The sequence below is a fragment of the Sporolactobacillus laevolacticus DSM 442 genome, assembly GCF_000497245.1.
GTDB classification, from domain to species: Bacteria; Bacillota; Bacilli; order Bacillales; family Sporolactobacillaceae; genus Sporolactobacillus; species Sporolactobacillus laevolacticus.
Genome location: NZ_AWTC01000016.1, coordinates 115,269 through 138,974 on the forward strand (window position 1 = coordinate 115,269; position 23,706 = coordinate 138,974).

At 40.2% G+C, this 23,706-nt stretch carries 24 protein-coding genes and 1 pseudogene; 17 read left to right on the forward strand and 8 right to left on the reverse strand.

Annotated elements, in window-relative coordinates:
* Window position 1: 1 nt before the first annotated feature.
* Both P343_RS33190 and P343_RS33195 read left to right on the forward strand, forming a co-directional pair.
* Window positions 2-868: an ABC transporter permease gene (locus P343_RS33190; RefSeq protein WP_023511219.1), complete on the forward strand. Its 867-nt coding sequence runs from the start codon at window positions 2-4 to the stop codon at window positions 866-868.
* 9 nt (window positions 869-877) lie between these two features.
* Window positions 878-1,468 (forward strand): hypothetical protein, encoded by a 591-nt coding sequence (locus P343_RS33195; RefSeq protein ID WP_023511220.1) that lies wholly within the window; start codon window positions 878-880, stop codon window positions 1,466-1,468.
* Between the two features lie 141 nt (window positions 1,469-1,609).
* On the opposite strand, the gene P343_RS0119135 is transcribed toward P343_RS33195, so the two are convergent.
* On the reverse strand, window positions 1,610-2,296 hold the full coding sequence (locus tag P343_RS0119135; RefSeq protein ID WP_031264171.1) for an Rgg family transcriptional regulator: 687 nt from the start codon (window positions 2,294-2,296) through the stop codon (window positions 1,610-1,612).
* A 301-nt stretch (window positions 2,297-2,597) separates the two neighbouring features.
* Between P343_RS0119135 and P343_RS33200 the strand changes: the two genes are divergently transcribed.
* The 3 genes and pseudogenes from P343_RS33200 (at window position 2,598) to P343_RS33210 (ending at window position 5,067) form a co-directional block, all read left to right on the forward strand.
* Window positions 2,598-3,818 carry an MFS transporter gene (locus P343_RS33200; protein ID WP_023511221.1) on the forward strand — a complete coding sequence of 407 codons (1,221 nt, stop codon included), beginning with the start codon at window positions 2,598-2,600 and terminating at the stop codon, window positions 3,816-3,818.
* A 324-nt stretch (window positions 3,819-4,142) separates the two neighbouring features.
* Window positions 4,143-4,475: pseudogene (locus P343_RS33205) on the forward strand (NUDIX domain-containing protein); the annotation flags it as partial.
* A 124-nt stretch (window positions 4,476-4,599) separates the two neighbouring features.
* Window positions 4,600-5,067 carry an NUDIX hydrolase gene (locus P343_RS33210; protein ID WP_031264173.1) on the forward strand — a complete coding sequence of 156 codons (468 nt, stop codon included), beginning with the start codon at window positions 4,600-4,602 and terminating at the stop codon, window positions 5,065-5,067.
* A 98-nt stretch (window positions 5,068-5,165) separates the two neighbouring features.
* On the opposite strand, the gene P343_RS33215 is transcribed toward P343_RS33210, so the two are convergent.
* Window positions 5,166-5,525: a MerR family transcriptional regulator gene (locus P343_RS33215; RefSeq protein ID WP_023511223.1), complete on the reverse strand. Its 360-nt coding sequence runs from the start codon at window positions 5,523-5,525 to the stop codon at window positions 5,166-5,168.
* 99 nt (window positions 5,526-5,624) lie between these two features.
* Here P343_RS33215 and P343_RS33220 point away from each other — a divergent pair, with 99 nt between their 5' ends.
* Window positions 5,625-6,335 (forward strand): SDR family NAD(P)-dependent oxidoreductase, encoded by a 711-nt coding sequence (locus P343_RS33220; protein WP_023511224.1) that lies wholly within the window; start codon window positions 5,625-5,627, stop codon window positions 6,333-6,335.
* A 560-nt stretch (window positions 6,336-6,895) separates the two neighbouring features.
* Here the strand turns inward: P343_RS33220 and P343_RS33225 are convergent.
* Window positions 6,896-7,438 carry a TetR/AcrR family transcriptional regulator gene (locus P343_RS33225; protein ID WP_023511226.1) on the reverse strand — a complete coding sequence of 181 codons (543 nt, stop codon included), beginning with the start codon at window positions 7,436-7,438 and terminating at the stop codon, window positions 6,896-6,898.
* A gap of 153 nt (window positions 7,439-7,591) precedes the next feature.
* On the opposite strand from P343_RS33225, the gene P343_RS33230 reads away from it, so the two are divergent.
* The 5 genes from P343_RS33230 to P343_RS0119145 all read left to right on the forward strand — a co-directional run bounded on the left by P343_RS33230 (window position 7,592) and on the right by P343_RS0119145 (window position 11,906).
* Complete coding sequence (locus P343_RS33230) at window positions 7,592-8,344, forward strand: SDR family oxidoreductase (RefSeq protein ID WP_023511227.1); 753 nt, start codon at window positions 7,592-7,594, stop codon at window positions 8,342-8,344.
* 24 nt (window positions 8,345-8,368) lie between these two features.
* Window positions 8,369-9,277 (forward strand): SDR family oxidoreductase, encoded by a 909-nt coding sequence (locus P343_RS33235; RefSeq protein ID WP_023511228.1) that lies wholly within the window; start codon window positions 8,369-8,371, stop codon window positions 9,275-9,277.
* Window positions 9,278-9,816: 539 nt separating this feature from the next.
* On the forward strand, window positions 9,817-10,485 hold the full coding sequence (locus tag P343_RS33240) for a GntR family transcriptional regulator (RefSeq protein ID WP_023511229.1): 669 nt from the start codon (window positions 9,817-9,819) through the stop codon (window positions 10,483-10,485).
* Window positions 10,486-10,509: 24 nt separating this feature from the next.
* A complete protein-coding gene (locus tag P343_RS33245) occupies window positions 10,510-10,920 on the forward strand; it encodes a DUF2000 domain-containing protein (RefSeq protein WP_023511230.1) in 411 nt (136 codons plus the stop codon).
* Between the two features lie 89 nt (window positions 10,921-11,009).
* The gene (locus tag P343_RS0119145; protein ID WP_051384785.1) at window positions 11,010-11,906 is read left to right on the forward strand and encodes a DMT family transporter; all 897 of its coding nucleotides are present in this window, start codon (window positions 11,010-11,012) and stop codon (window positions 11,904-11,906) included.
* A 171-nt stretch (window positions 11,907-12,077) separates the two neighbouring features.
* On the opposite strand, the gene P343_RS33250 is transcribed toward P343_RS0119145, so the two are convergent.
* Complete coding sequence (locus tag P343_RS33250) at window positions 12,078-13,556, reverse strand: malate:quinone oxidoreductase (protein WP_023511231.1); 1,479 nt, start codon at window positions 13,554-13,556, stop codon at window positions 12,078-12,080.
* A gap of 498 nt (window positions 13,557-14,054) precedes the next feature.
* On the opposite strand from P343_RS33250, the gene P343_RS33255 reads away from it, so the two are divergent.
* Together P343_RS33255 and P343_RS33260 are read left to right on the forward strand one after the other, a co-directional pair.
* Complete coding sequence (locus tag P343_RS33255; RefSeq protein ID WP_023511232.1) at window positions 14,055-15,005, forward strand: DMT family transporter; 951 nt, start codon at window positions 14,055-14,057, stop codon at window positions 15,003-15,005.
* A 206-nt stretch (window positions 15,006-15,211) separates the two neighbouring features.
* On the forward strand, window positions 15,212-15,805 hold the full coding sequence (locus tag P343_RS33260; protein ID WP_023511233.1) for a YdeI/OmpD-associated family protein: 594 nt from the start codon (window positions 15,212-15,214) through the stop codon (window positions 15,803-15,805).
* A gap of 295 nt (window positions 15,806-16,100) precedes the next feature.
* Here P343_RS33260 and P343_RS33265 read toward each other — a convergent pair whose 3' ends face one another.
* Window positions 16,101-17,507, reverse strand: coding sequence for an MFS transporter (locus tag P343_RS33265; RefSeq protein WP_023511234.1), 1,407 nt, complete (start codon window positions 17,505-17,507; stop codon window positions 16,101-16,103).
* A 147-nt stretch (window positions 17,508-17,654) separates the two neighbouring features.
* Between P343_RS33265 and P343_RS33270 the strand changes: the two genes are divergently transcribed.
* A complete protein-coding gene (locus P343_RS33270) occupies window positions 17,655-18,623 on the forward strand; it encodes an AraC family transcriptional regulator (RefSeq protein WP_031264176.1) in 969 nt (322 codons plus the stop codon).
* Window positions 18,624-19,021: 398 nt separating this feature from the next.
* Here the strand turns inward: P343_RS33270 and P343_RS33275 are convergent, their stop codons facing one another.
* On the reverse strand, window positions 19,022-19,672 hold the full coding sequence (locus P343_RS33275) for a CGNR zinc finger domain-containing protein (RefSeq protein ID WP_023511236.1): 651 nt from the start codon (window positions 19,670-19,672) through the stop codon (window positions 19,022-19,024).
* A gap of 86 nt (window positions 19,673-19,758) precedes the next feature.
* Here P343_RS33275 and P343_RS33280 point away from each other — a divergent pair, with 86 nt between their 5' ends.
* Both P343_RS33280 and P343_RS37530 read left to right on the forward strand, forming a co-directional pair.
* Window positions 19,759-20,907, forward strand: a complete 1,149-nt coding sequence (locus P343_RS33280) for an epoxide hydrolase family protein (RefSeq protein WP_023511237.1) — start codon at window positions 19,759-19,761, stop codon at window positions 20,905-20,907.
* 410 nt (window positions 20,908-21,317) lie between these two features.
* Window positions 21,318-21,455, forward strand: coding sequence for an isochorismatase family protein (locus tag P343_RS37530; RefSeq protein WP_236620367.1), 138 nt, complete (start codon window positions 21,318-21,320; stop codon window positions 21,453-21,455).
* Window positions 21,456-21,730: 275 nt separating this feature from the next.
* On the opposite strand, the gene P343_RS33285 is transcribed toward P343_RS37530, so the two are convergent.
* Window positions 21,731-22,513 carry a DMT family transporter gene (locus P343_RS33285; RefSeq protein ID WP_023511238.1) on the reverse strand — a complete coding sequence of 261 codons (783 nt, stop codon included), beginning with the start codon at window positions 22,511-22,513 and terminating at the stop codon, window positions 21,731-21,733.
* Window positions 22,514-22,673: 160 nt separating this feature from the next.
* Between P343_RS33285 and P343_RS33290 the strand changes: the two genes are divergently transcribed.
* A complete protein-coding gene (locus P343_RS33290; RefSeq protein WP_031264178.1) occupies window positions 22,674-23,018 on the forward strand; it encodes an MFS transporter in 345 nt (114 codons plus the stop codon).
* A 181-nt stretch (window positions 23,019-23,199) separates the two neighbouring features.
* Here P343_RS33290 and P343_RS33295 read toward each other — a convergent pair whose 3' ends face one another.
* Entirely contained in the window at window positions 23,200-23,676 is a 477-nt protein-coding gene (locus P343_RS33295) for a GyrI-like domain-containing protein (protein ID WP_023511240.1), read from the reverse strand.
* Between the last annotated feature and the right edge of the window lie 30 nt (window positions 23,677-23,706).

Below are 23,706 nucleotides of genomic sequence, written 5' to 3' on the forward strand. Positions count from 1 at the left end.
AATGGAAGCACTCATTCAAAAGAAAAGTCAAAAACGTACGCATACTTTTGTTTTCTGGAAGCATAAGCTTGCCTTTGCCAGTGTGATCCTACTCATCATTTTTGTAGTCACTGCTCTTTTTGGCAATATGATTTCGCCTTATGCTCCCAACACGATCACCGGGTCTTTTTCTGCCCCGCCATCGGTGCAGCACTGGCTTGGCACCGATCAAATTGGGAGAGACGTTTTGAGCAGACTCATCTACGGGATCAAAATTTCTCTGCTAGTCGGGGTGTCCGTAACTGTAATTTCTTCAATCATAGGAATTGTGATCGGACTCGTTGCCGGCTTTTTTGGTGGAAAGATCGATGCGGCATTAATGGGACTGACAGATATGGTGATGTCCTTCCCTTATATTCTCTTGGTCCTTGTGGCTGCTGCGATCTTTAAACCTGGTTTACTTTCGATTATCCTCATTCTCGGCTTTGTCGACTGGCCGGGCATTGCCCGTCTCGTTCGCGGCAGTGTGCTCTCGCTTCGGGAAACCAATTTTATAAAAGCCGATCAGCTGGCAGGATTGCCAAAGACCTACATTCTTTTTTCTGAAATCTTGCCGAATGCCATAGCGCCGATCTTAATCTATGCGACCTCTGTTATGGCCTACTCCATACTCGATGAAGCTGCACTGAGTTTTCTTGGTATGGGCATCCAGCCGCCGACGGCTAGCCTAGGCAATATGCTTAATGGTGCAGAGAATCTGACCATCCTCACGGAAAGACTTTGGCTCTGGTTGCCGCCTGGCATTGTGATCATTTTACTCGTGCTTGCTATCAACTTCATCGGTGACGCATTACGAGACAGCTTTGATCCAAATAACCATTATAAGTGAGGGAATCGTATGAAAACGCCACTTTACTATCAAATGTCCGAATATGATTGCGGCACAGTAACACTTTTGAATGCCATTAAGTACCTTTTTCCGCGTGAAGTGATTCCGCCTGACGTGATCAAGGCAATTACGACCTATTCACTGGATACATATAATCCGGATGGTGAAGTCGGTAAACACGGCACTTCGAAAGCAGCAATGAAGTTTATCGCCGAATGGTTGAATCATAACGGCCCCATTAAAGGACTTCCCATTCATGGAAGCTATTATGCAGGCGATCGCGTGCATTTAGGAGAAAAAAGTGAAGTTATTGATGCGATCCAAAAAGGTGGCGTTGCCATTTTCCGATTAAACTACGGTGGTGAACATTATGTACTGGCAACAAAGGCAGACACGACAAGCCAGTATCTTTATCTGTTTGATCCCTATCTTGATGAAGATCTAAAATATACGGACGGAATCGTTCTACTAGATGGATTTCCTTACGCCTATAACCGAAAAGTACCGTTCCATTTTTTCGAAGAAGAAGAGTACAGTAAAGTCTATGCGCTCGGCAAAAAAGAGAACAGAGAAGCCATTGTGTATTCAGTGCAGGACTAAGCTGATGGAAAATGAATTAGAGTTGAATCCTTGACGTCAGGGATTCAACTCTTTTTTATTAGGCCTAATGTTTTTGCAGGACGGATAATGTGCAATTACCTATTTAAATTTTGCTCATAATGATTGTCTCAAAAGCTGCTTTTAGCCTACTTCAATATCTAGTTGTTTACATAGCTTGGAATAATAATCGGCAGTCTCCCGATAGTTTAAGTTGATGAACAGATTTAGACGTGTTCTTAGTTCCGTGGCAGACTCTCTGCCCAACAAATTTTTTGCAATGTGTTCTATGGTTTCACTGATAAGTTGATTATACAGATCATGGTTTTTAACAGCGTATCCTTGCGAAACCCCACAGTATTCCAAAGCCGTTTTGAACTCATGATTATTTAGTGCCATTTCAGATAGATTGTTAAATAATACGGGTATTTTAAATTCACTGGAATTAGACCAGTCATATTGGAATTTAGAAATAAATTGTTTGGCCAGCACTTTTGCAACTGAGTATTTTGCAAGAAAAATAGCATTACTTAACAAAGAAATCTCATATTTACGCCAATTTTGGCATTTTAATAAATAGGTAAACAGCGATTGATATTTAGCATAATTAATGTGACCATCATGCTGAATAAAATCAACTAATCCTAGCATATTTAAGCGCTTATGTTCTAGGCGAAGAGAACGTTTAGCAATTCTTTCTGTAAATTCTGTTTCCAGAAATGTTGCGAGCTCATCAACTTTACTTTCTGTTGAAAGATCATTAGCACGTTGAATATAATAATCCTCAAAAAATAATTCCTTCTGATGGAGTTCGAGTTCAAATTCTGCCAAAGATAACCCTAATCTGTAAATAAGCATGATCATTTTGTCATAGGTTGGATAGTAGTTATTATGTTCAAGTTCTGTGATAAATGCGAACGCGAGAGAATATCTCGAGCAGCTTCTTTCTGTGTCATTCCCTTATCGATTCTAATTTTTCTAATCAACTCTCCGGTTGTAAGCGTATGAATCCTCCTCACTCAACGATATAAGTAACACAACATTAAGCCCATTATGCCAACAGTTTAAAATGTTATCAATAGTTAAGAAGTTGTTTGATTAACAACGGTCTAGGAAGAGGTATAGCGTCTTAATGAATTGGAAAGAAGAAAAACTAGCGCCACTCATGCATACTCATTGGTATCAATTGATGCTCATCTTGTTGTTTGGCAATATTGTCGCAGGCGTTGCTTTTAGTGAAATTATGCCGTTTCTGCCATTTTTCTTACGCGATTTAGGGGATTATTCAGCGCAGCAGCTCAATATCTATAGTGCCATGGTGTTCTCATCTACTTACTTGATTGCTATGTTTCTCTCACCGCTCTGGGGAAAAATAGGGGATCAATTTGGGAGAAAAACGATTTTGTTACTAAGTGCCCTAGGGGCTGCAATAACAATTAGCGCTTTTGCTACTGTCACAAATGTATGGGGATTAATTGGCTTGCGTCTTTTACAAGGTGCGTTTGCCGGCTATTTCAGCAATACGAATGCTTTATTGGCAGCGGAAGTGCCAAAGGAAAAAAGTGGTTATGCCTTAGGGACGCTAGCTACCGGTTTCATAACAGGCTCTCTTCTTGGTCCCTTATTAGGAGGAGTGATTGGCTCACTTCTTGGCTACAGATTAACCTTTTTGATAACTAGTTTTTTATTAATTATCGTCTTCTTTATAAATCTTTTCGGTGTTTATGAAACTAATCATCACCCATGGATAAAGAACCCATCTCTACAGCAAGTGACAATCAACGTATTACCTAAGAAAAAAATCATCGTGAGTTTGTACATTACCACACTGCTTATTCAAATTGGGAACAATTCAATCAATCCAATACGCTCCTTGTATGTGGCACAGTTAATACAAAATACAGGAAATGTGAATTTAATGAACGGAGTGGTAGCTTCAGCTCCTGGAGTCGCTTGTTTATTGACGTCTTCCTATTTTGGCAAAGTAGGTGATCGTATAGGTACGGGGAGGATACTTAAAATTAGCTTGTTGGCAACCATTTGTTTCTTGTTGCCAATGGCTTTTGTAACAAACATATGGCAATTAGTGTTTCTGCAACTGCTTATTGGACTGTCAGATGCAGCATTAATGCCATCGGTTAATATCCTACTCACCAAGAATACACCAGTCTCAATTTCTAGTAGTATTTTTGGATATAACCAATCTTTTCAATCTGCGGGGATCGTAATCGGTCCATTTGTCGGCTCCTTTATAGCTAATTTATTCGGATATCGAGGAGTATTTATTGTAGCGACTCTATTATTCTGTGTCCTGGTGGTTATAATCAAAGCCGCAAATCACCAGTATGCATAATGATTGAATATAAAGATCTAAAATTCAACAGCAGACAAATAATCTGCAAAAAAAGTTAAACCGGATTGAGGTGGCCAATATGTGAGGAGGCTTGAACAAAGAATGTAGACGATAAAAAACCACCATAAAAAACTATACTTGTTTAAAACCAAACAACACTATCTTCAGTTCTGTTCTAAACTATTTTGAAAGGAAACAGTAGATATGACAGATTATATTCAGAGCAAGACAGCTAGTAGGACATACTCCTATTATTTTAAATACAGCTACCGGAATCGTTATGGATCATGATCAGTTACTCCTGCAAAAAAGAGAGCTGGCGGTGGTTGGTGTCTACCTGGAGGCTATTTGGAATATGGTGAAGCCTATGACGAGGCATGTAAAAGAGAATTGCTTGAAGACACAGGATTAAATGTTGAGGTGGTCCGACCGCTGGGCTTGTTTGACAAGTATTTTATGGAGTATTCAAATGGAGATAAGTTACAAAACATCGGTATGCTATTTTTGGTTAAACCAATTAGTGGACGTCTGCTTAGTAAACGAACCAATGAAACTTGGAGTCTCAAATATTTTGATATAAACCATACCCCTGAACTGATTTTCGAACAAAATAAAGACATGCTTAAGTTGGTCAAAGATTTATTTCGTCAAAATTAATTATTGTAATTTCAAAATAATAATTTCAAGTTATTGAAAGCTGTGGAAACAATTGTTTAGGAATATCCGAACTTTGAAGAGGTAGAGGGTTTATTTAAATTAAGTGAGAAAGGTTAGGAGAAAATTGGATTACATAAAACATTTGAGATCAATGGTTGGTCACGAAAAGGTATTAATGGTTGTTTCAGGTGCAATTGTTTTTGATAAAGAGAATCGTGTACTTATGCAAAGACGTTCTGATAATTGGCAATGGGGTTTTCCAGGTGGATTTATGGAATTAGGTGAAAGTGTTCAGGATACAGCTAGGAGAGAAATCTATGAAGAGACAGGACTTCAATTAGAAAAACTTGAACTCTTTGGTATTTATTCAGGTCCACAGTATGATAAAATTTTTTCAAATGGCGACCAAGTTTCATTGGTTCTAATTTCTTTCACATGTATGGAATATAAGGGTGAATTAATTGAGAGCAACGAAGAGTCAATACAAAATAAGTTTTTTCCACTTGAAGAATTACCCGACAATATATTTACGGAACATAGGATGCTGGTTAACGCTCTATTATCAAACAAACTTCGTCCTATTATTGGATAACTCATTCTTATGGAAAGTGTTGAACATTGGTATTGAAGATTAACCCTATAATAATGGATATACAAAATAGTGTACTTGGGGTGTGCGGCTCAGTCAGGTTAATAATTTTCTCCACGAAAATAGCGTTCAAGTTTATTATCTAAGTGAATGAGTTGCGATTTTTTCTCCTCAATTTCATCCAAAAGTTTCTGTTTTTGATTTTGAATCAATTCAATTCGTTCCGGCAATGTCGAAGTACCGACGTTTACAAGATTACGGTACTTCTTGATTTCTTGAACACTCATCCCTGTTTCGCGCAGACATTTGATGAAAATCAGCCATTTGATTTCTTGATTTGTATAGAGACGGTTATTATGTTCGTCACGCGCGGCAGGTTCTAAAAGACCTCTACTTTCGTAAAAGCGAACGGCTCCAATATTCAACCCTACTTCTTTTGCAACTTGTCCGATTGTAAACATTTTATCCACTTCCAAACTCTTTCTTTGACCTACACTTAGTGTAGCATAGTACACTATGAATCGTTGACAGATACGAATTTACAGGAAGAAGGATATTTCATGAAGAAAATTGCATTTGTAACAGGGGCGAATAAAGGAATTGGATTTGAAATTGCGAAACAACTTGGTGAGAAAGACTGGACGGTATTACTTGGCGCTCGAGATATAAAACGTGGTGAAGCCGCAATATCAGAGTTAAAAGCACAAGGTTTAGATGTTCATTTTATTCAGACTGATCTATCGAACTTAGAAAGCATTGAAAAAGCTGCTGAAACAATCAAAGAAAACTATTCTGAATTAACACTTCTGATCAACAATGCCGGCATGCCAGGAAGTTTCTCCAGCTCATTTACTGAAACAAAAGAGAAAGACTTGCGAAACGCATTTGAAGTGAATTTCTTCGGAACCTTTCGCTTAAATCAACGCTTGTTTTCATTAATTACGAAAAATGAAGGCACGATCATAAATGTCTCAACCGACATGGCTTCACTTGACCACATGCAAAACTTCGAATTCTTACCAAACGCCTTTGACTACAATTCCTCAAAAACTGCGAACAATGCAATGACTGTTTCTATGGCCCTAGAACTAAAAAACAGCAAAGCTCAAGTCTTTGCCGTAACACCTGGTTTTACGACAACCGATTTGAATGGAAACGCTGAAGGCGGAAAATCAAAACACGAAGCAGCATCCATTATCGTGGGCTATGCAACCAATGGTGAACGTCACAACGGAGAATTCCTGAAAGAAAATGGCAGCTTCGCTTGGTAAATGAAAGTGAGTGGTTAGAAATTAATGCGATTAGTCTCTAAATCCAGATCACTTGCACAAGACGATCCTCGCTAGCAAAAATCTCAGAACACGTCTGGGAATATTGGAGCTGAAACGCTCCGCAAGACCAGTTTTGTACAACTGAACGATCCCTATCTAGATGAAGATCTAAAGTACAAAGATTGGAACGCTCTATTGGATGGATTTTCCCTATGCCTATAACCGCAAATTATCGCTCCGTTTATTGGAAGATTACGGTAAATTCTATGCTCTATGCAAAAAAGCACAAAGCCGTTGTGTTTCCTTTGCGTGACGAATACGGTGCCAAAACGAATTAGAGTTGAATCCTTGATGTCAGGGATTCAACTCTTTTAATTATGCCTAGTGCTTTTGCACGAAGTTAAATGAGGGCTCAGGCGTAGCATTAAAGTTATCAATAGTACTTGGCTTATAATGAACAGTAGACGAATACTGCGTAAGAGTGAATTTGTAATCATTATGGTAAGAAACTGAAAAATGAAGGCTAACAAGGTTAATTGATAATCGGCCATCTGTTTACACTAGTTATTACTTTCGATGCAAATCAAATGCCATACTTTTTCAAATAATTCTTGGTAATCATCATGATCCCAACGATCCGCAAAATAAGGATTATGAAAATAAACGAAAGCGGTCATAATAGCTTGACCTTCCCCTCTACGACCGCTAATTACCTCTGCCTTTTCCGCTAATTGTTTAAGATGATTATTGATCAGTACTTGTGTGCCCTCCAAGTAGCTAGTATATAAGAAAAACATTCGTTGATCATTGTGATATAGGTTTTTCTTTGTATTAGCGAGAAACCAAAGCCAATCATGAAGAGCAGATTCACCATCCATATTTTCCGGAGCTATCCATTCTAATAAGTCTTTTGAGGTGGCGTTTAACCACTTTAATGCAAGTTGCTGCAATAGATCCTCTTTGTTTTTGTAATGCTTATAGAAAGCCGCATGGGTGACGCCTAAGGCTTTTGCTATATCTGAAAGTGTAATTTTTTTTACACCCTTTTCCATGATCATTGCTTCTGCAACGCTAAAAATCTTTTCCTCTGTGAGTATCGCCAATTCGATTTTCCCTTTCCTTTTTTTGTTTTTAGTATACAGGAAAAAGTTACGGGTTACAATTTCTTGACATTGTAACCGACAAATGTATAATAATGTTTGTGAGTTACAAACGAACAAAATTGTAACTTTTATAAAAAATAAAGGAGCGATTTTATGCTTAACACAACAAATGAAACGAATGATTTAAGAGTAGCGCTAGTCACAGGAGGTTCTGGTGGGATTGGCCGGGCAGTTGTAAAGAAATTGTCTGATGCCGGTTTTGCTGTTGCCGTTCAATATGCTGGCAATAAAGTGAAAGCAGATACTTTAGTAGCAGAAATAGTTGAGCAAGGTGGTAAAGCAATCAGTGTTGGCGGAGACGTTGCAGACGAGCAAGCCATGAAAGACCTTTTTGATACAGTTGAAACAGAATTCAGCGGTATCGACGTGGTCATCAATACAGCGGGAATTATGCTTCTTAGTCCAATTGCAGAAATAAACTTAGATGATCTAGATAGAATGCATCGGACCAATATTCGTGGAACTTTTGTTGTCTCAAAGCTTGCTGCACGTCGCGTACGTAAAGGCGGTGCTATTATTAACTTCTCCACTTCAATTACTCGCACAAAATTTCCTAATTATGGGGCATATGCTGCAAGTAAAGCTGCTGTTGAGTCAATGACGTTGATCTTAGCTCGCGAATTACGTGGAAAAGATATCACTGTTAACGCTGTGGCGCCTGGACCAACAGCGACCCCACTATTTTTAGATGGAAAAGACGAGAAAACGATCGACCATCTTGCTAAGTCTGTACCTTTGGAACGTCTTGGTCAACCAGAGGATATTGCTGAAACAGTGGCTTTTCTTGCAGGCCCTGCACGTTGGGTTAATGGACAAGTTATCTTTACAAATGGAGGCATGGCCTAAATATAACGTTAGGAGGAATGAATTATGAATAGTGAAGAGAAAAAAATTATTGTGATCACAGGTGCCTCCAGTGGCTTTGGATCACTAACTGCCCGTGGGCTTGCTGATTGTGGCCATATTGTTTATGCTGGTATGCGCGAAACGTCGAAACGCAATGCGCCCCAAGTTCAAGCTGCAAAAAATTATTCATTAGAGCATGATGTAGCTCTTCATGCCATCGAAATGGACGTAAACTTTCAGGATTCAGTGGATTCAGCGATTAATAAAATCATAGCGAAACATGGACATATCGATGTCTTGATCCACAATGCTGGACATATGGTTGTTGGCCCGGCGGAAGCCTTCACTCCTGAACAGTTGGCGGAATTATATAACATCAATGTATTATCTACACAACGTGTTAATCGCGCGGTCTTGCCTAACATGCGCCAACGCGGGGAAGGCCTGGTCATATGGGTATCGAGCTCAAGTGTTAAAGGTGGAACGCCACCCTATTTAGGACCATATTTTGCTGCTAAGGCCGGAATGGATTCACTTGCAGTATCTTATGCGGCCGAATTAGCCCGCTTTGGTGTGGAAACTTCAATTGTTGTCCCAGGTTCTTTTACTAGTGGAACGAATCATTTTCTGCATGCTGGGCATCCAAAAGATCAAGTTATCCAAAGCGAGTATAATGAAAAATATCAAGGTTTGATGGAACAAGTTAGTGAGAAGCTTGCTTCACTTGCCCCCAAGAGTATTGATTCATCGTTGGTTTCCAATGAGATTGTACGTATTGTCTCACTTCCTAAAGGACAGCGACCATATCGTGTGCATATTGATCCGGCTGACGATGGTTCAGAAAAAGTTTCGGAAGTTGCAGATCGGATTCGTAGAGAATTTCTTACTAGAATAGGTTTAGAAGATCTACTTAGTCCCCAAATGTCTAAGTAAATGAGGTAGATTTTAATACAATAACTAAAGGTGGTGTAGCTTCGTCATGGAGTCACACCACCTTTTAGCTTAACAGGATGTTGGAAATACTTTTACTCTAAATAAGACCTGAACGCTCCCTATCTGGATGAAGATTTAACTATACGGATGGAATCGTTCTATTGGACGGATTCTCCTATGCTTATAATTGCAAAGTACCGTTCTGATTTTTTGAAGAAAAAGATTACGGTAAAGTCTATGAGAGAAGCCGTTGTGTATTCCGTACATGACTAAGACGGTAGGAAAACGAATGAGAGTGGAATCCTTGATGTTGAGGATTCCACTTTTTTTATTCTTAACTCCCTTACAGAACATTAAATGGCGCTCGATTGTAGCCACTAAAATGATCAATAACACTTGGTTTATCACGGCAGTAGACGGAAAATGTGTCATTAACAGATATGACTGCTGCCCTCAACGTTGATAAATACAGCATTCTATTGACATATGAATATATATGCGATATATTTCTAATAAATCAAAATATGGAGAGCGTTAATATGCCTATACCTAAAAATTATCCTTCTCCCGTCCGTATGTCAGCTAAGGAGAAAGCGTTTGATCAACTGCAACGATGGATTATTGATGGAACGCTTGAACCTGGAGAAAAGCTTAACGATTCAGAACTTGCAGAAACACTTGGTGTTAGCAGGACACCCATTCGTGAAGCAATGCAGTTGCTTGAAGTTCAAGGATTTATTGAAACGTTCCCTGGAAGAGAAACACGTATTACCCAGATCAAAAAAACAGACGTTTTAAAACTGTATCCACCACTCGCTTCCTTACAGGCTTTGGCCGCAGAAGAAGCATCTAAGGTTATCGCTTCGGGACAGACAAAGGAATTGAGAACACTTAACCAAAAATATGATGAAGCCATGAAAAATGGACAACCTTTCAATGCTATGACTTACGACGAACACTTTCACAATTTGATTTTAAAGATTGCTGATAATCCTTACATTGATCGCTTTTCGTCAACGTTACAACTACATCTTCGACGGTTTAAATATATTTTTCTAAATAATGCGCTTACTCTTAAATCAGACTCTGTGAAAGAGCACACTGCTATCATTGAAGCTTTAACAGACCATAACGCCAAATTGGCAGCAGATATGATGCGTCAAAATTGGCTGAGACCAATGAACGAAGTCTATCAACTTCTAAAATAATGTCTATAAAAAGAGGTCATACAGATGAAGGCAAATACAAAAATAGCCGTTGTCATAAGAGAGAATCTTCAAATGTGGCAAGAGCTGAATGTAACAGCGTTTACTGTAAGTGGTATTGCCGGAACAATTAAAGATAGCGTTGGAGAGAATTATGAAGACGGTTCTGGAAATGTATACCTACCCATGTTCAAGCAGCCTGTATTAGTTTTTTCTGCAGACAAAGACCAAATCCAAAAGGTGCATCAACGTGCTTTAAGTCGAGCGATTCACTTTTCACTTTATACAGAAGAACTTTTCGATACGAGCAATGACGAGGATAATCGAGCAGTTGTTAAGGCATGCAGGAGTGAAGATCTTCACATTGTCGGGATGGCTATGTATGGGCCCAAAAACACTGTAGATAAGGTATTAAAGGGACTTTCTCTACATAAATGAACAGATTCCAAATAATTAAAAGTCCAATAAATTAAGGAGAACAAGAAATGAAATCAATTCAATAACCAAATAAGGGATCCTATTATTTTTTGCTGTTGCTTGTTCCCTTATTTTGGGGTGGAGCATTTGGCGCCACAAAGCATGTAATCACCGAGATTGCCCCTTTAACTGCAGCAACAATACGTTTTAGCTTAGCCAGTATACTATTATTGATCATTATCTTTTTTAGATCTGAATGGAAAATCAATTTCCTAAATAGAAGTAGTATTGGTATCGTGTTCATGTCTCTAACCGGTATTTTTGGTTACAACGCTTTTTTCTTTGAATCAATGAAATATACTTCAGCGATTAATGGATCTTTAATAATGGCTACAACTCCTGTTTTTGTTACATTTGTTGCCGTGTTTTTCCTAAAAGAATCATGGAATACTCGCATCGGTGTCGGACTTTTATTATCGCTCTTCGGTGTCATTCTTGTCATCATTAAGGGATCACTACAGGCCTTTTTATCGCTAAAGTTTAACATAGGAGATCTACTGCTTCTCGGGGCATTAGTTTGCTGGGTTATTTATGGATTAATCGGAAAAATTGTCATGAAAACCTATTCCCCGCTTTTGACAACAACGTCTACAATGTTGATTGGTTCACTTTTCTTGGCAATTGGTTCTCTTTTTGAAAATGACTGGGAGAATGTCATTCATGCATCGATGCAGACATGGTCAGAAATGACTTTTATGGTTCTAGGTTCAACTGTTATTGCTTTCTTTCTCTGGAATAAGGGGATTCAAAAAATTGGAGCAAGTAAAACAAGCATGTATATGAATTTAGTACCCATTAATGCAGCATTGATCTCTTTACTTCTCTATGGTTCAACGATTACTTGGCCACAAATAGCCGGAATGATTTTAGTCATTATTGGTGTACTCTTTACAACACATACTCGAAAAATAACTCTGAAAAACTCAGTGCAAAGAAAAAATGCCTAAACCTCAAATGGTAGCGAGTAAAAACAGATGATTTAGGGGAATCGTGAGATAGAGAAAAAAGGAAACAAGCTCTCAGAAATTCAATGAAATCATGAATTTCGAGAGCTTGTTCTATTAGATACCGCCTTTTAATTGAGGACAAATCAAAGGCTTTATCTTTTGAGCATTGTTTTAGTTTAATCCCAGCGTCTGTGCTGTTGATGTATGAATCGCTTGGAAAAGTTCCGGATTTTCCGCAAGGGACACGCCATACGAAGGAATCATCTCTTTTATTTTCGGTGCCCACTCGTTCTTCTGCTCTGGGAAGCATTTTTCTAATACCTCAAGCATGACAGGGACGGCAGTTGAAGCACCTGGAGAAGCGCCGAGCAATGCGGCGATCGATCCGTCTGCAGCCGTCACCACTTCCGTACCAAATTGAAGGGTTCCCTTTCCGGCTGCCGTATCTTTAATTACTTGTACGCGTTGACCGGCAACCACAATCTCCCAGTCCTCGCTTTTGGCATTTGGAATGAACTCGCGCAACGCTTCCATGCGCTTTTCATTTGATAACAGCACTTGCTGGATCAGGTATTTAGTCAATGCCATTTCCTTTACGCCTGCCGCAAGCATCGTGAGGACATTATTCGGTTTTACGGAACCGATCAAGTCAAAGTTTGAACCCATTTTTAAAAACTTTGGTGAGAAGCCGGCAAATGGGCCAAACAGTAAAGTTTGTTTGTTGTCGATAAATCGGGTATCCAGATGTGGAACGGACATTGGAGGCGCACCAATCTTAGCTTTGCCGTATACTTTGGCATGATGCTGCCGGACGACTTCCGGATTGTTGCATACCATAAAGAGTCCGCTTACCGGGAACCCGCCAATATGCTTGGACTCAGGAATACCGGTCTTTTGCAGCAAAGGCAGGCTGCCGCCTCCACCACCGATAAAGACAAATTTTGCCGAATGGGTTTCGGTTTTACCGCCATCGATATCCTGTACCTTCACTACCCACGAGCCGTCACTCGCACGTTTTATATCTTGAACACGATGCTTGTAGTTGATTTCGACGTTTTTATGCTTTAAGTGGTCAAACAACGTGCGTGTTAAAGCGCCAAAGTTAACATCCGTTCCCGAATCGATTTTCGTTGCTGCGATCGGTTCATTCGTTGTACGGCCATCCATAATCAGCGGAATCCATTCCTTCAGCTTTTCAGGGTCATCGGAAAATTCCATTCCTTTAAACAGAGGATTGTTTGAAAGTGCTTCGAAGCGTTTTTTTAAAAACGCGACATTTTTTTCCCCTTCGACGAAGCTCATATGAGGGATCGGCATGATAAAGTCATGCGGATTGCGAATCAAATCGCCGTTTACAAGATAAGACCAAAATTGTCGTGAACGCTGGAACTGTTCATTAATTTTAATTGCTTTGCTGATATCAATTGATCCGTCCGATTTTTCGGATGTATAGTTAAGCTCGCACAACGCAGAATGGCCTGTGCCCGCATTATTCCATTCGTTCGAACTTTCCTCTCCTGCGCTTGCAAGTTTCTCAAACACTTCGATTTTCCAGTCAGGTGCCAATTCTTTTATTAACGCGCCCAAAGTTGCGCTCATGATCCCGGCACCAATTAAAATCACGTCTGTTGTTTTCTGTATGCTGCTCATGATAACCTTCCTTATCCTCTCTGTTCACCATACGAGTAAGCGTCTGCTAGACTGTTCGCAAAAAACGAGACAATATGTTAGAAACATACCTTTTGTCTCTATATAATCCTATCAAACTATGACAACTATTTGTAGATGAAAAGATCAACTGTTATAACACTAAAAATGGTAAAAGGCCAAGGGTCATTTGTTGACAGGTGGAAAATGGATCTATATTATAATAGAACGATCGTTCCAATTATTTCTATACCCTAGGATAAAATCTTTGAGAAGAACACGTGTCGAAAACATAGTTCAAAAAAATTGTCTTTCTTTTACTTAACTTAATTTAACAGGCTGATTATTTATTCAGCAGGTTAATAATTTTTCACTATTTCACTTAATAATTGAATGAATCACTTCCTTGCTTTAAGAATTATTTTTTTGTCATTTTTCGGAACGACCGTTCCTATAACAGTATCATTCATTCTGAACTATAGATAATGAGGAGGAAAAATTTTGAAACATAAAGCTTGGTTTTTATTAGTTTTATGCAATCTGTTTTGGGCTGGAAATATGATCTTTGGTGGATATACTTCATCAGAATTTCCACCGGTTTGGATCACTTTTCTTAGATGGATTATTGCACTTATCTTTTTGATTCCCATGGCTAATATTATCGAAAAGCCCTCATGGTTTCGCATTTGGAAGAAAAACTGGTTACTTATTCTTATGATGTCGGTGACCGGGATCGCTATTTACAATGCAATGACCTATACGTCACTGCAGTATACTTCTCCGACAAATGGTTCTCTAATTAACTCGTTGACGCCAGCTTTAATTATGCTCTTTTCGCTAATCGTTCTTCGTGAACGAATAAACGGAATCCAGTTTATTGGATTAGTTGCTTCATTCCTTGGTGTGCTGATTGTGTTAACTAAAGGAGATCTGATGCAAGTTTTCTTTACGCACTATAACAAAGGTGATGGCATTATGATCGTTGCGATCTTATTCTGGACCGCCTATTCATTGATTAGCAAAAGAGCCAAGCATTTACCATCCATTACCTTAGTCACTTTGACCGCGGTTGTAGGATCTGTAATTATGCTGCCATTTTTATTTATTCAGCCTCTTCATCCTGAAAAAATCACGACTTTAGGCACTGTCGGTATTCTCTACCTAGGGATCTTTCCATCCGTATTTTCGTTTATTTTTTGGAATAAAGGGATTAACAGCCTCGGCGCAACGATTGCCGGAGTTTCAATGAACTTAATTCCAATTTTCACAGTCGTCATTGCTTTAATTTTAGGTCAGCAATTAATCCTCTCGCAAGTAATGGGCGGCTTTATTGTGATTATTGGCATGTTACTTACATCTATGAAAAGGAAGCAGAAACCGTTTAAAAAGATGATTCCTGAGTTAATAGAAACATGTCCTTATACTATGCTCTCGATTAAGGAAGACAGTTAAAAAATGATCTGCCTCCTTAATGGGAGCTTTTCTCATCCAGCGTTTGACAAGACCCGTGAATTAAGATAAAAAGACATTAAGACAAATGAGTATATAAGGTTGATGAACATTTAAGTAACGCCAAAAAGTACAGAATGAATTCGAGAAATTGAGAATGATCATTCTTGACTGTCAGCTGATCGAAAATTGATGAGGGGTGTTCCTTGATGCCAAACAGTAGAATGAATCCTAAGGTTGATGAATTTTTAAGTAAAACCACAAAGTGGCAGGAAGAATTTAAAGAGTTGAGAAAGATTGTTCTTGGCTGCGAGTTGACCGAAGATTTTAAGTGGATGCATCCTTGCTACACGTTTGAAAATAAAAACATCGTTTTAATCCATGGATTTAAAGAATACTGTGCGCTTCTGTTTCACAAAGGTGCCTTGTTAAAGGATGCCCATGGTCTTCTCATCCAACAAACCGAGAATGTACAGGCGGCACGCCAGATTCGGTTCACCAATGTACAAGAAATTGCTGAAATGGAAGATACACTGAAAGACTACATCAATGAAGCCATTGAAGTGGAAAAAGCCGGTTTGAAGGTAAACTTAAAGAAGAGCACTGAATTCGCAATCCCAGAAGAATTCCAAAGTAAACTGGATAAAATCCCTACTCTAAAGACTGCATTCGAAGCACTGACGCCTGGACGCCAAAGAGCCTACCTCCTTTATTTTTCCCAAGCGAAACAATCTAAAACTCGAGCATCAAGAGTTGAAAAATACATGCAGAAAATTCTTGATGGAAAAGGATTAAATGATTAGTATTTTCGATGTGTAAATACTTTAAGATAGAAATATTAGGCCACCCCCGAAATCGAAATAGCGACAGTCATGGACGAGAAAATAAAGTCCTGGACTGTCGCTGTTTTATTAAACGATCATACTCGTTAGCTCAATGCTTAGGGATAGGTTAAACCATTTAAATCTCTTCTAATAAATTATTAAAACTTACTTCCGTCGGGATAACAGCTGGACGATGCACTCCGACAAACGGCATCACGCGTTTATCTTTCAAACCACTGATGTTCCATCATATAGACAACCATTCCAGTCCCTGTCATGAATCAGTTAATGCTTTTTCTCGTGTGGGTTGGCTTGCTGGAAGAAAGCAGATCAGCGTCGCAATAAGGGCAGACGTTACAAATAACACTGATCCCAATATGGAGCTCGATATAGCTTGAGCGAAATGCATCTTTGACGGTTGATCCGTACGGATAGCTGCATCAAATACGGATATGAGAATAGCCAGTCCCATCGAGGAACCGCTTTGATGCGCAACATTAATCAGACCCGAGGCTGCACCGGTATCGTGAGGATCCACATTTGAGAGCCCCATAGCGGTAAGCGGTTGGAAAGCCATGCCGGCGCCAATGCCCATGATCGTCAATAGGATGAACATTTGCGGAAAGAACTGGGCTTGCACGGCAACGATCCGGCTTATCCAGAGGGTACTTATGATGGCTAATAGCAAACCGGCCATCAGGACTTTCCTATTTCCAAAACGGTGCACCAACCCGGGCATCAAATACATCATCCCGAATTGAGCGCCTGTAAATGGCACGAAGGCTACACCTGCTTCCAACGAACTGAAACCGAGCACGTTTTGCAAATACTGAGGGATAAAGAAGAAGAGTGAAAAATTCCCGCACACCAAGAGGAACCTTCCAAGATAAGCCCCGGACCGCTGGCGGTTCGCAAACAATCGGAGCGGGATGATCGGCTCCGCCGCCCGGGCTTCAATAAGAACGAATGCCGCTAACATAATAATCCCGGCTGCAAGCAAAATCCATATTTCGGGTTCCCCCCAACCGCGATCTGCAGCTTGAACAAAACCGTATACCAACGCAGTCATGCCGATGACAGAGACAATTGCACCCCAAAAATCAAAACGTCCGGTCCTCGTACCTGTTTTCTGTATATACTTCTGTACCAAATACAGCAAAGCAATCCCAATGGGTACATTGATAAACATCCCGACGCGCCAGGAAATAAAATCAGTTAAAAATCCACCAAGAAGGAGACCGATACTGCCACCTGCAGCTGAAACCGCGCTGTATATCGCGATCGCTCTAGCACGTTCCTTGGCCTCTACAAAGCTCGCTGACAGTAATGCTAGCGCAGCAGGCGTTGCCAAAGCAGCCGCAAAGCCTTGGAATGCACGGGAAACCAGCAAAAATTCGGCTGTCGGCGCCAAACCAGCCAGTGTGGAGGCAAGCGAGAATAATCCAATACCTACACCAAGCATTCTTCTGAGCCCCAAAAGATCCCCTGCCCGAGCACCGAGCAACAAGAAACCGCCGAACGGCAAAATGTAGGCATTTTGGACCCAAGTCAAGCTGGTTGCTGTCATATGCAACGATCGACCGATTTGAGGTATTGCTGTTATCATAATGGAGGCGTCAAGCACAACAATCAGTTGACATGCGATAATAATGGTTAAAATGATCCACTTTGATTGATTCATGATTATCTTCCTTCCTTTTCAGTTGTGTTGTGTTCCTGAAGAATATTATGGATGGAATTAGCGGAAGGAAGTAGACCGTTGCTGCATAAAACTTGCCTAAAGCTGCAAATCTATGTAAATTAAAAATAGAAGGGTGGAATGGAATTCATGCCGGAACAAAGAGTGGGTAAACAAGCTAACTTTGGAAAGAGTGTTTCTATTCATAAGAAAGCATTGGATCAACTCATTGCCATGACGGATCGGATTACCTCAGCAGACGGACGGACGCCAACAATAGTTCCGTTTCTTACGATTGTCAGGAGCAGTCGTGAAACGCCGAAAAGTCAGGGGGTGTTGACACCTTCTTTTTGCCTGATCCTTCGAGGGACTAAGAAGTTTTACCTTGGTCAAGAAATTTTTCATTACTCGGCGGGCGATTATTTGACGTCACTCATCGATATACCGGCTGCCGCCCAAGTCATCGACGCTACGGAAGAATCGCCGTATATCGGTTTACGTGTCGATTTTACGACTCAAGAAATAGCTTCTGTGGCCATGGAGGCGGAAATCAGCACGGAGCCAAAGGAGAAAAACCGGGGTGCCGGTGCCTTCATTGGAAAATCAGATGCCGCGCTGCTGGACATATTTTTCCGGTTGCTGACGCTTGTTGATAAGTCTAAAAACGTTCGATTTCTTTCCGAGTTGATCAAAAGGGAAATGATTTTCAACTTGCTGTCAGGAGATTTTGGGCACTTATTTTTGCAAAAGGCGCTCTTTGATCAAAGAGCGGACGGAGTCGGAAAGGCCATTCATTGGGTCAAAGAAAACTACGCACGCTCTTTCACCATTGAGGAGCTCGCCAAATCCTGCAACATGAGTATCTCTGGGCTGCATCATAAATTCAAAGCCGTCACAACAATGGGACCCTTGCAGTACCAGAAGCAGCTTCGACTTCTGGAAGCGAGGCGTCTCATGTTGAGTGGTCCCATGGGGGCAACGACAGCCGCTTTGACAGTAGGCTATGAAAGTCCGTCACAGTTCAATCGGGAGTATCGGAGACTCTTTGGTCTACCTCCTCTCCAGGATATGAAATCGTTGCGAAGAACTTCATATGCCGGGGGATTTGAGGATAGTTAAGTGGTGTCGGCCAGTTTTCCGTTGAACGAATGAAACTCATTGGCTTGCCGCGGGTACTGATTGGTGTCTTCTTTATTCATCGCCGGAGCGATATAGGTTTTATTTTACTTGTTTAGATGTGCCGATATGTAATCTTGTTTAATCGGGCCTGCAGGATGGAAACGATATCATCATCAATAACAGGCATTAATGTATATCTACAGAGCGAAAAACTAAAAATCTTTTTTTAATTATCCTACCATTCAAAAATGTGACAAACCCTGTTGCTCAAAAAGCGCCGCTCAGGCGCCTTTTTTGATTTCCGATGATATTTCGAAACAATCACACAGCCAAGAAGTTTCGGTCGAAAAAAATCTCCATCAAAGTTGCAATGGTAACTCTTCTTAGCGATGCCTCTCTTACTCATTACGTACATGTCGGGAACGAAAACGTTTAAGTTTATTCCTGTTCCCACAAGTCTTCATGTTGCACCACCGACGGCTTTTATTTCTGGTTTCATCCATAAAGAGCCAGCTGCAAGAAGGACTGGCGCACTCTCTAACATGTGTTAAATCAGCAGAAGTGATTAAGTCTGCTGCTGAGCGCGCGATAGGAGCGAGAAGTGAATCTAATTCGGTTGGTTCTTCCCACCCCCATTTATAACCTGATAATGTCCAAACAATTCGCTGGTGATGAAGCCCATGTTCGAGCTCTCTATTCATTACCACAAGATCTGAATTTGGCGGTATCTGCCCAGAAGCGATAGCAGAAAAAATATGGTAAATCGATTCTCTTAATTCCTTCGCTTTTTCTAAAACTTTATTTGCTTCGGACTGATGATCTTTCGATTTTAACTCTAGAGACTCAGCCTGCTTCGCGCTTAATAAACCTGCTAAGAGGTTCCAGTTCAATAGATCTTGATAATTTTTAAGATACTCGGTTTCATTTGTCTTGCCCCGAGCTCCACCTAGGGTATTCGTGAAATTCAAACATGCAGCTCCTGCAATTAATTCAAAATTTTTACCAATCATGATGACCATTCTTCCTTCCAAAATCAGTGCATCAATCATTGACAAATCACATTAATCATCATTACAATGAAACCATTAAAATATATTTTAGAGGGTTACACCTGATGAGTCAAGGAGGGAAAGTCGTGCGAGCTACACCCTTTCATATTGATGTCACTCAGTCTGTTCTAGATGATCTAAAGAGGCGGCTAATACAGACGAGATGGCCGGATGCTCCTAAAGAAGCAAATTGGAATGACGGCACCAACATTGGTTATTTACGGCAGCTCGTTTCTTATTGGATCCAGGATTTCAATTGGCGAGATCAAGAAAAATACCTGAACGGATTTCAGCAATTTAAAGCAAGAATTGATGGATTAAAGATACACTTTATCCATGAGTGCGGCGTTGGTCCAAAGCCCATGCCCTTGATCCTCACTCATGGATGGCCCAGTTCATTTTTTGAAATGACGAAGATTATTCCCCTGCTGACTGATCCCGCTTCACATGGTGGCGATGCAACAGATGCCTTTGATGTAGTCGTTCCATCGCTTCCAGGATATGGGTTTTCACAGAATCCTAATTATCGGAAAATGACACTGAAAGACATATCCGACCTCTGGACAAAACTCATGGTTGACATTCTGGGTTATCGTCATTTCGGAGCTCACGGAGGAGATATTGGAGCAGGTGTAGCGACAAACCTCGGGCGTTTTCATCCCGAAAATATGATTGGCATTCACATTCTCGCATTTGCCAGTCCGATTCTTAACCAAAAGACAGCCCCCCTGACAGAAGCGGAACAACAGTATGTATCAAAACTCAAATTGTGGGAAAAAGAAGATGGAGCATATGAGCACCAGCAGTCCACTCGCCCTCAGACGCTCGCTTATGGTCTCAATGACTCACCTACTGGCCTTGCAGCTTGGATTATTGAGAAATTCAGGTCCTGGAGCGATTGTAATGGTGAGATAGAAAGACGTTTCAGTAAAGATGAACTGTTAACAAATTTGACAATCTATTGGATAACCGAAACCATTAATTCCTCAATTCACTTGTACTACGATCACCAGCATAGTCCAAAAAACACTCAAATGTTTCGGCGCATAGAGGTACCAACTGGAGCAACCTTGACTGTGGAACCTGTGAATCGTCCACCACGCGAGTGGGTTGAACGCACATATAACGTGCAACGTTGGACGGAACTGCCAAGGGGAGGTCACTTTGCTGCATTTGAAGAACCCGAGTTGCTAGCCAGGGAAATTAGAGCTTTCTTTCGCCCATTTCGCAAATAAACATGGGTTGAGCAAAATGGCAATTTTCATGACGTGACTAATGATGTTGTAAAATTGTCACCAACTAAATAATAGAGCTGATAATGCTATAGAAACATATCCCTTCTTCCCGCATTAATTCCGTGATCTGAAAACGTTCAGTCATCCTTAACACCCCAAGATTCAACTTTATCTTTTATCCGTTTAACTCTGTTAAAGCTCAATGTTGATTTTTCTCCCCCGTTGATGGGGGCGAAGTCCGTGTCTGGGTTTCCTGACGGATGGGATCATTATGTGCCTGAGCTCGATGCTTTTCAGAGCGGTTATCTAATAGCCAAAAGTCAATGAGGCACATTTTATGGTACCGACTTTGACTTGCAACTGCGTCGCAGTGCATTGAGACGATTGTATTATGCGGCATTTCAACGGGAATTGGCGTTGATACAACGGCACGGGAAGCGTATGTGCGTGGTTATGAGCAAATCTTTGTCGAGGATGCGATGACTGTATCGACTAAGGAAGAACATGAACACTGCATTTCCTATATCTTTCCGAAAAAGTGCGTATGAGTGAGGAAGTTCTTGCGCTTTTTAGCAAATAGGTATTCGATATCATTGATGAATCAAAACTCCCCTCAATGAACAGCCCCCTAAAGTTGGATAGTCAAAATCCAATTCAGGGGGCTGTTCAGATAAAATAAAAAATACTTCTCTATATCCTTTTCAAAATGATTGCTCATATCGATTTAAAATAACAGTATTTTCGTTTGAACTTATGACTGGCTTTCAATTGAATGATATGCCACCCCACCAATAGATGTATTATTTTCAATGCAGGCCTTCTACTAAAAGTTAACTTTTTGTTGTATTTTCACCGCATTATTCTTACCGCTGGCTAGAACAGCTCCAATAATGGTAATTATTCCTCCCACTAAAGTGATTCCAGATATTTGTTCTTTTAATAAAAGGACACCTAATAAAACAGTCCAAACTGGAAGCAAATTAATATATGGAGCGGCTTGTCCTGCACCAACGATTTTTACACCAGCATTCCATAAAACAAAAGCGATGACTGAAGCGAAGGTACTCACATAAGCAATACCAAGCCATGCATTTGGAGACATATGAATGGAACTTGGATCAACAGTTCCGATGCAGCTAATGGCACTTAAAAGTGTTCCGTAAAAAGCAGCTCCAGCAGTTAAGGTTAGCGGATCAATCCTTTTGACATACTTTTTTCCAAAAACTGTGTACATTCCCCAAGCTACACACGATATAAGAATTTCAATTTCACCAAGAATTGATCCTTCAGAAGAAGCGGTCTGTTTGCCTTGAATCAGCAGAATAACGCCAATGATCGAAATGATAGCTCCAACCCATGCTTTTAATTTAATTTTTTCTTTAAGAAAAATTGGGGTAAAGATTAAGATGGTAATGGGAATACCTGCTGAAATCATCCCTGCTTGTGATGCACTAATGGATTGTAAGCCCAAATAATTTAATGTTGAAAAAGCGAATACACCATAAAATCCGGATACGAGAAATTCTTTCCAGTACTTAAAAATCGGAAATGGCTTGTTATAAAAAGCGAGTAATCCCCAAAGAAGGGGAGCTATAAAAGCATCCATCCAAAGAAATAGATTGAGTACTTAAAGAAATGTGATTTCATCCTATGTTATATTTCAATATTAAATTTTTCCATTAACAGGGACGAACTGTGCGTGTGTTCGTAAAGAATCCTGACGAAGGGTGGGGTAGGATTCATACTATAAAAGTGAGGAATACCCTTTGCCAAATAGCCAAAGTAGAATGATAGAATCTGAAAATGAATTTAACCGAACAATTCCTGAGTGGAAGTTTTCTTTTATTGCTTGGCTATTCGCTTTTTGCGCAGTATTTGTAATTTCTAATGTATATACAATGATTCCGATTATTAAGGATTTTTCTCAAGAATTACATGTGTCAACAAGCACAGCTTTCTGGGCAAGCAGTATTTTCGCGATCTCTTATGCGCTTGGCTTCTTAATATTCGGCCCACTATCGGATAAATTGGGACGAAAACAAGTGATTGTCTATGGTCTTCTGTTTTTAACGGTCACGACTTTTTCTATTAGTCTTGTTCATAATATCTAATTGATTTCTGACTATAGTCTTCAATAACACTAAACTTAACATCCATGGAATTTAGTTATAAAAAAATCCCCCAGAAGTTAGATTTATTGTCCAACATCTGGGGGGCAGTTTACAGTTTTAATGTTCACTTTCTCAACGGACTAAAGTCTATAAAAACGCGATACTAGGTTCACATTTTAGCTCATTTTCTAACGATTGGAATCCAAATCTCGCCGTTGATTTTTCCATCAGTTTCACTTGTTTTCACCGATGTGTTTGGACCGCCAACATAAGCAAAGTCAGTTGCGTTAGGCAAGACTTCCCCAAAGGCAGCGCCTTCTAATTGACTAAACAATTGTCCTGCATTGTCGGATGAACCGGCAATGACTAGATATTCACCGGCGGGAAATTGAACCGCACGGGAATAATCGCTATCAGGCAGTTCAGCGCTACTTTGAACGCCGGAGTAATACCACATTTCATTATTAACAGCTTCATTGATCGCAAATTCTAGGTCGTTATCAGCCAAACGCCTTAACTGATCCCAACGACCGTCATTGATTATCGTTTGCCACCATTCCGCTTTTGCGGCGGGAATTTGTGCATAGTCATCCGGCAGCCTTGTGCCATAAGCTAAAATGGTGAATGCTTCTTTTGTTTGAATGGTGTACTCTGACATGGTTTGTGCCTCCTGTAATTTGATATACTT

Bases quoted from the DNA above. Each gene is read 5' to 3' on its own strand.
- P343_RS33190 (WP_023511219.1), top strand. From the start codon at position 2: ATGGAAGCACTCATTCAAAAGAAAAGTCAAAAACGTACGCATACTTTT.
- P343_RS33195 (WP_023511220.1), top strand. From the start codon at position 878: ATGAAAACGCCACTTTACTATCAAATGTCCGAATATGATTGCGGCACA.
- P343_RS33200 (WP_023511221.1), top strand. From the start codon at position 2,598: ATGAATTGGAAAGAAGAAAAACTAGCGCCACTCATGCATACTCATTGG.
- P343_RS33215 (WP_023511223.1), bottom strand. From the start codon at position 5,525: ATGTTTACAATCGGACAAGTTGCAAAAGAAGTAGGGTTGAATATTGGA.
- P343_RS33220 (WP_023511224.1), top strand. From the start codon at position 5,625: ATGAAGAAAATTGCATTTGTAACAGGGGCGAATAAAGGAATTGGATTT.
- P343_RS33230 (WP_023511227.1), top strand. From the start codon at position 7,592: ATGCTTAACACAACAAATGAAACGAATGATTTAAGAGTAGCGCTAGTC.
- P343_RS33235 (WP_023511228.1), top strand. From the start codon at position 8,369: ATGAATAGTGAAGAGAAAAAAATTATTGTGATCACAGGTGCCTCCAGT.
- P343_RS33240 (WP_023511229.1), top strand. From the start codon at position 9,817: ATGCCTATACCTAAAAATTATCCTTCTCCCGTCCGTATGTCAGCTAAG.
- P343_RS33245 (WP_023511230.1), top strand. From the start codon at position 10,510: ATGAAGGCAAATACAAAAATAGCCGTTGTCATAAGAGAGAATCTTCAA.
- P343_RS33250 (WP_023511231.1), bottom strand. From the start codon at position 13,556: ATGAGCAGCATACAGAAAACAACAGACGTGATTTTAATTGGTGCCGGG.
- P343_RS33260 (WP_023511233.1), top strand. From the start codon at position 15,212: ATGCCAAACAGTAGAATGAATCCTAAGGTTGATGAATTTTTAAGTAAA.
- P343_RS33265 (WP_023511234.1), bottom strand. From the start codon at position 17,507: ATGAATCAATCAAAGTGGATCATTTTAACCATTATTATCGCATGTCAA.
- P343_RS33270 (WP_031264176.1), top strand. From the start codon at position 17,655: ATGCCGGAACAAAGAGTGGGTAAACAAGCTAACTTTGGAAAGAGTGTT.
- P343_RS33275 (WP_023511236.1), bottom strand. From the start codon at position 19,672: ATGATTGATGCACTGATTTTGGAAGGAAGAATGGTCATCATGATTGGT.
- P343_RS33285 (WP_023511238.1), bottom strand. From the start codon at position 22,513: ATGGATGCTTTTATAGCTCCCCTTCTTTGGGGATTACTCGCTTTTTAT.
- P343_RS33295 (WP_023511240.1), bottom strand. From the start codon at position 23,676: ATGTCAGAGTACACCATTCAAACAAAAGAAGCATTCACCATTTTAGCT.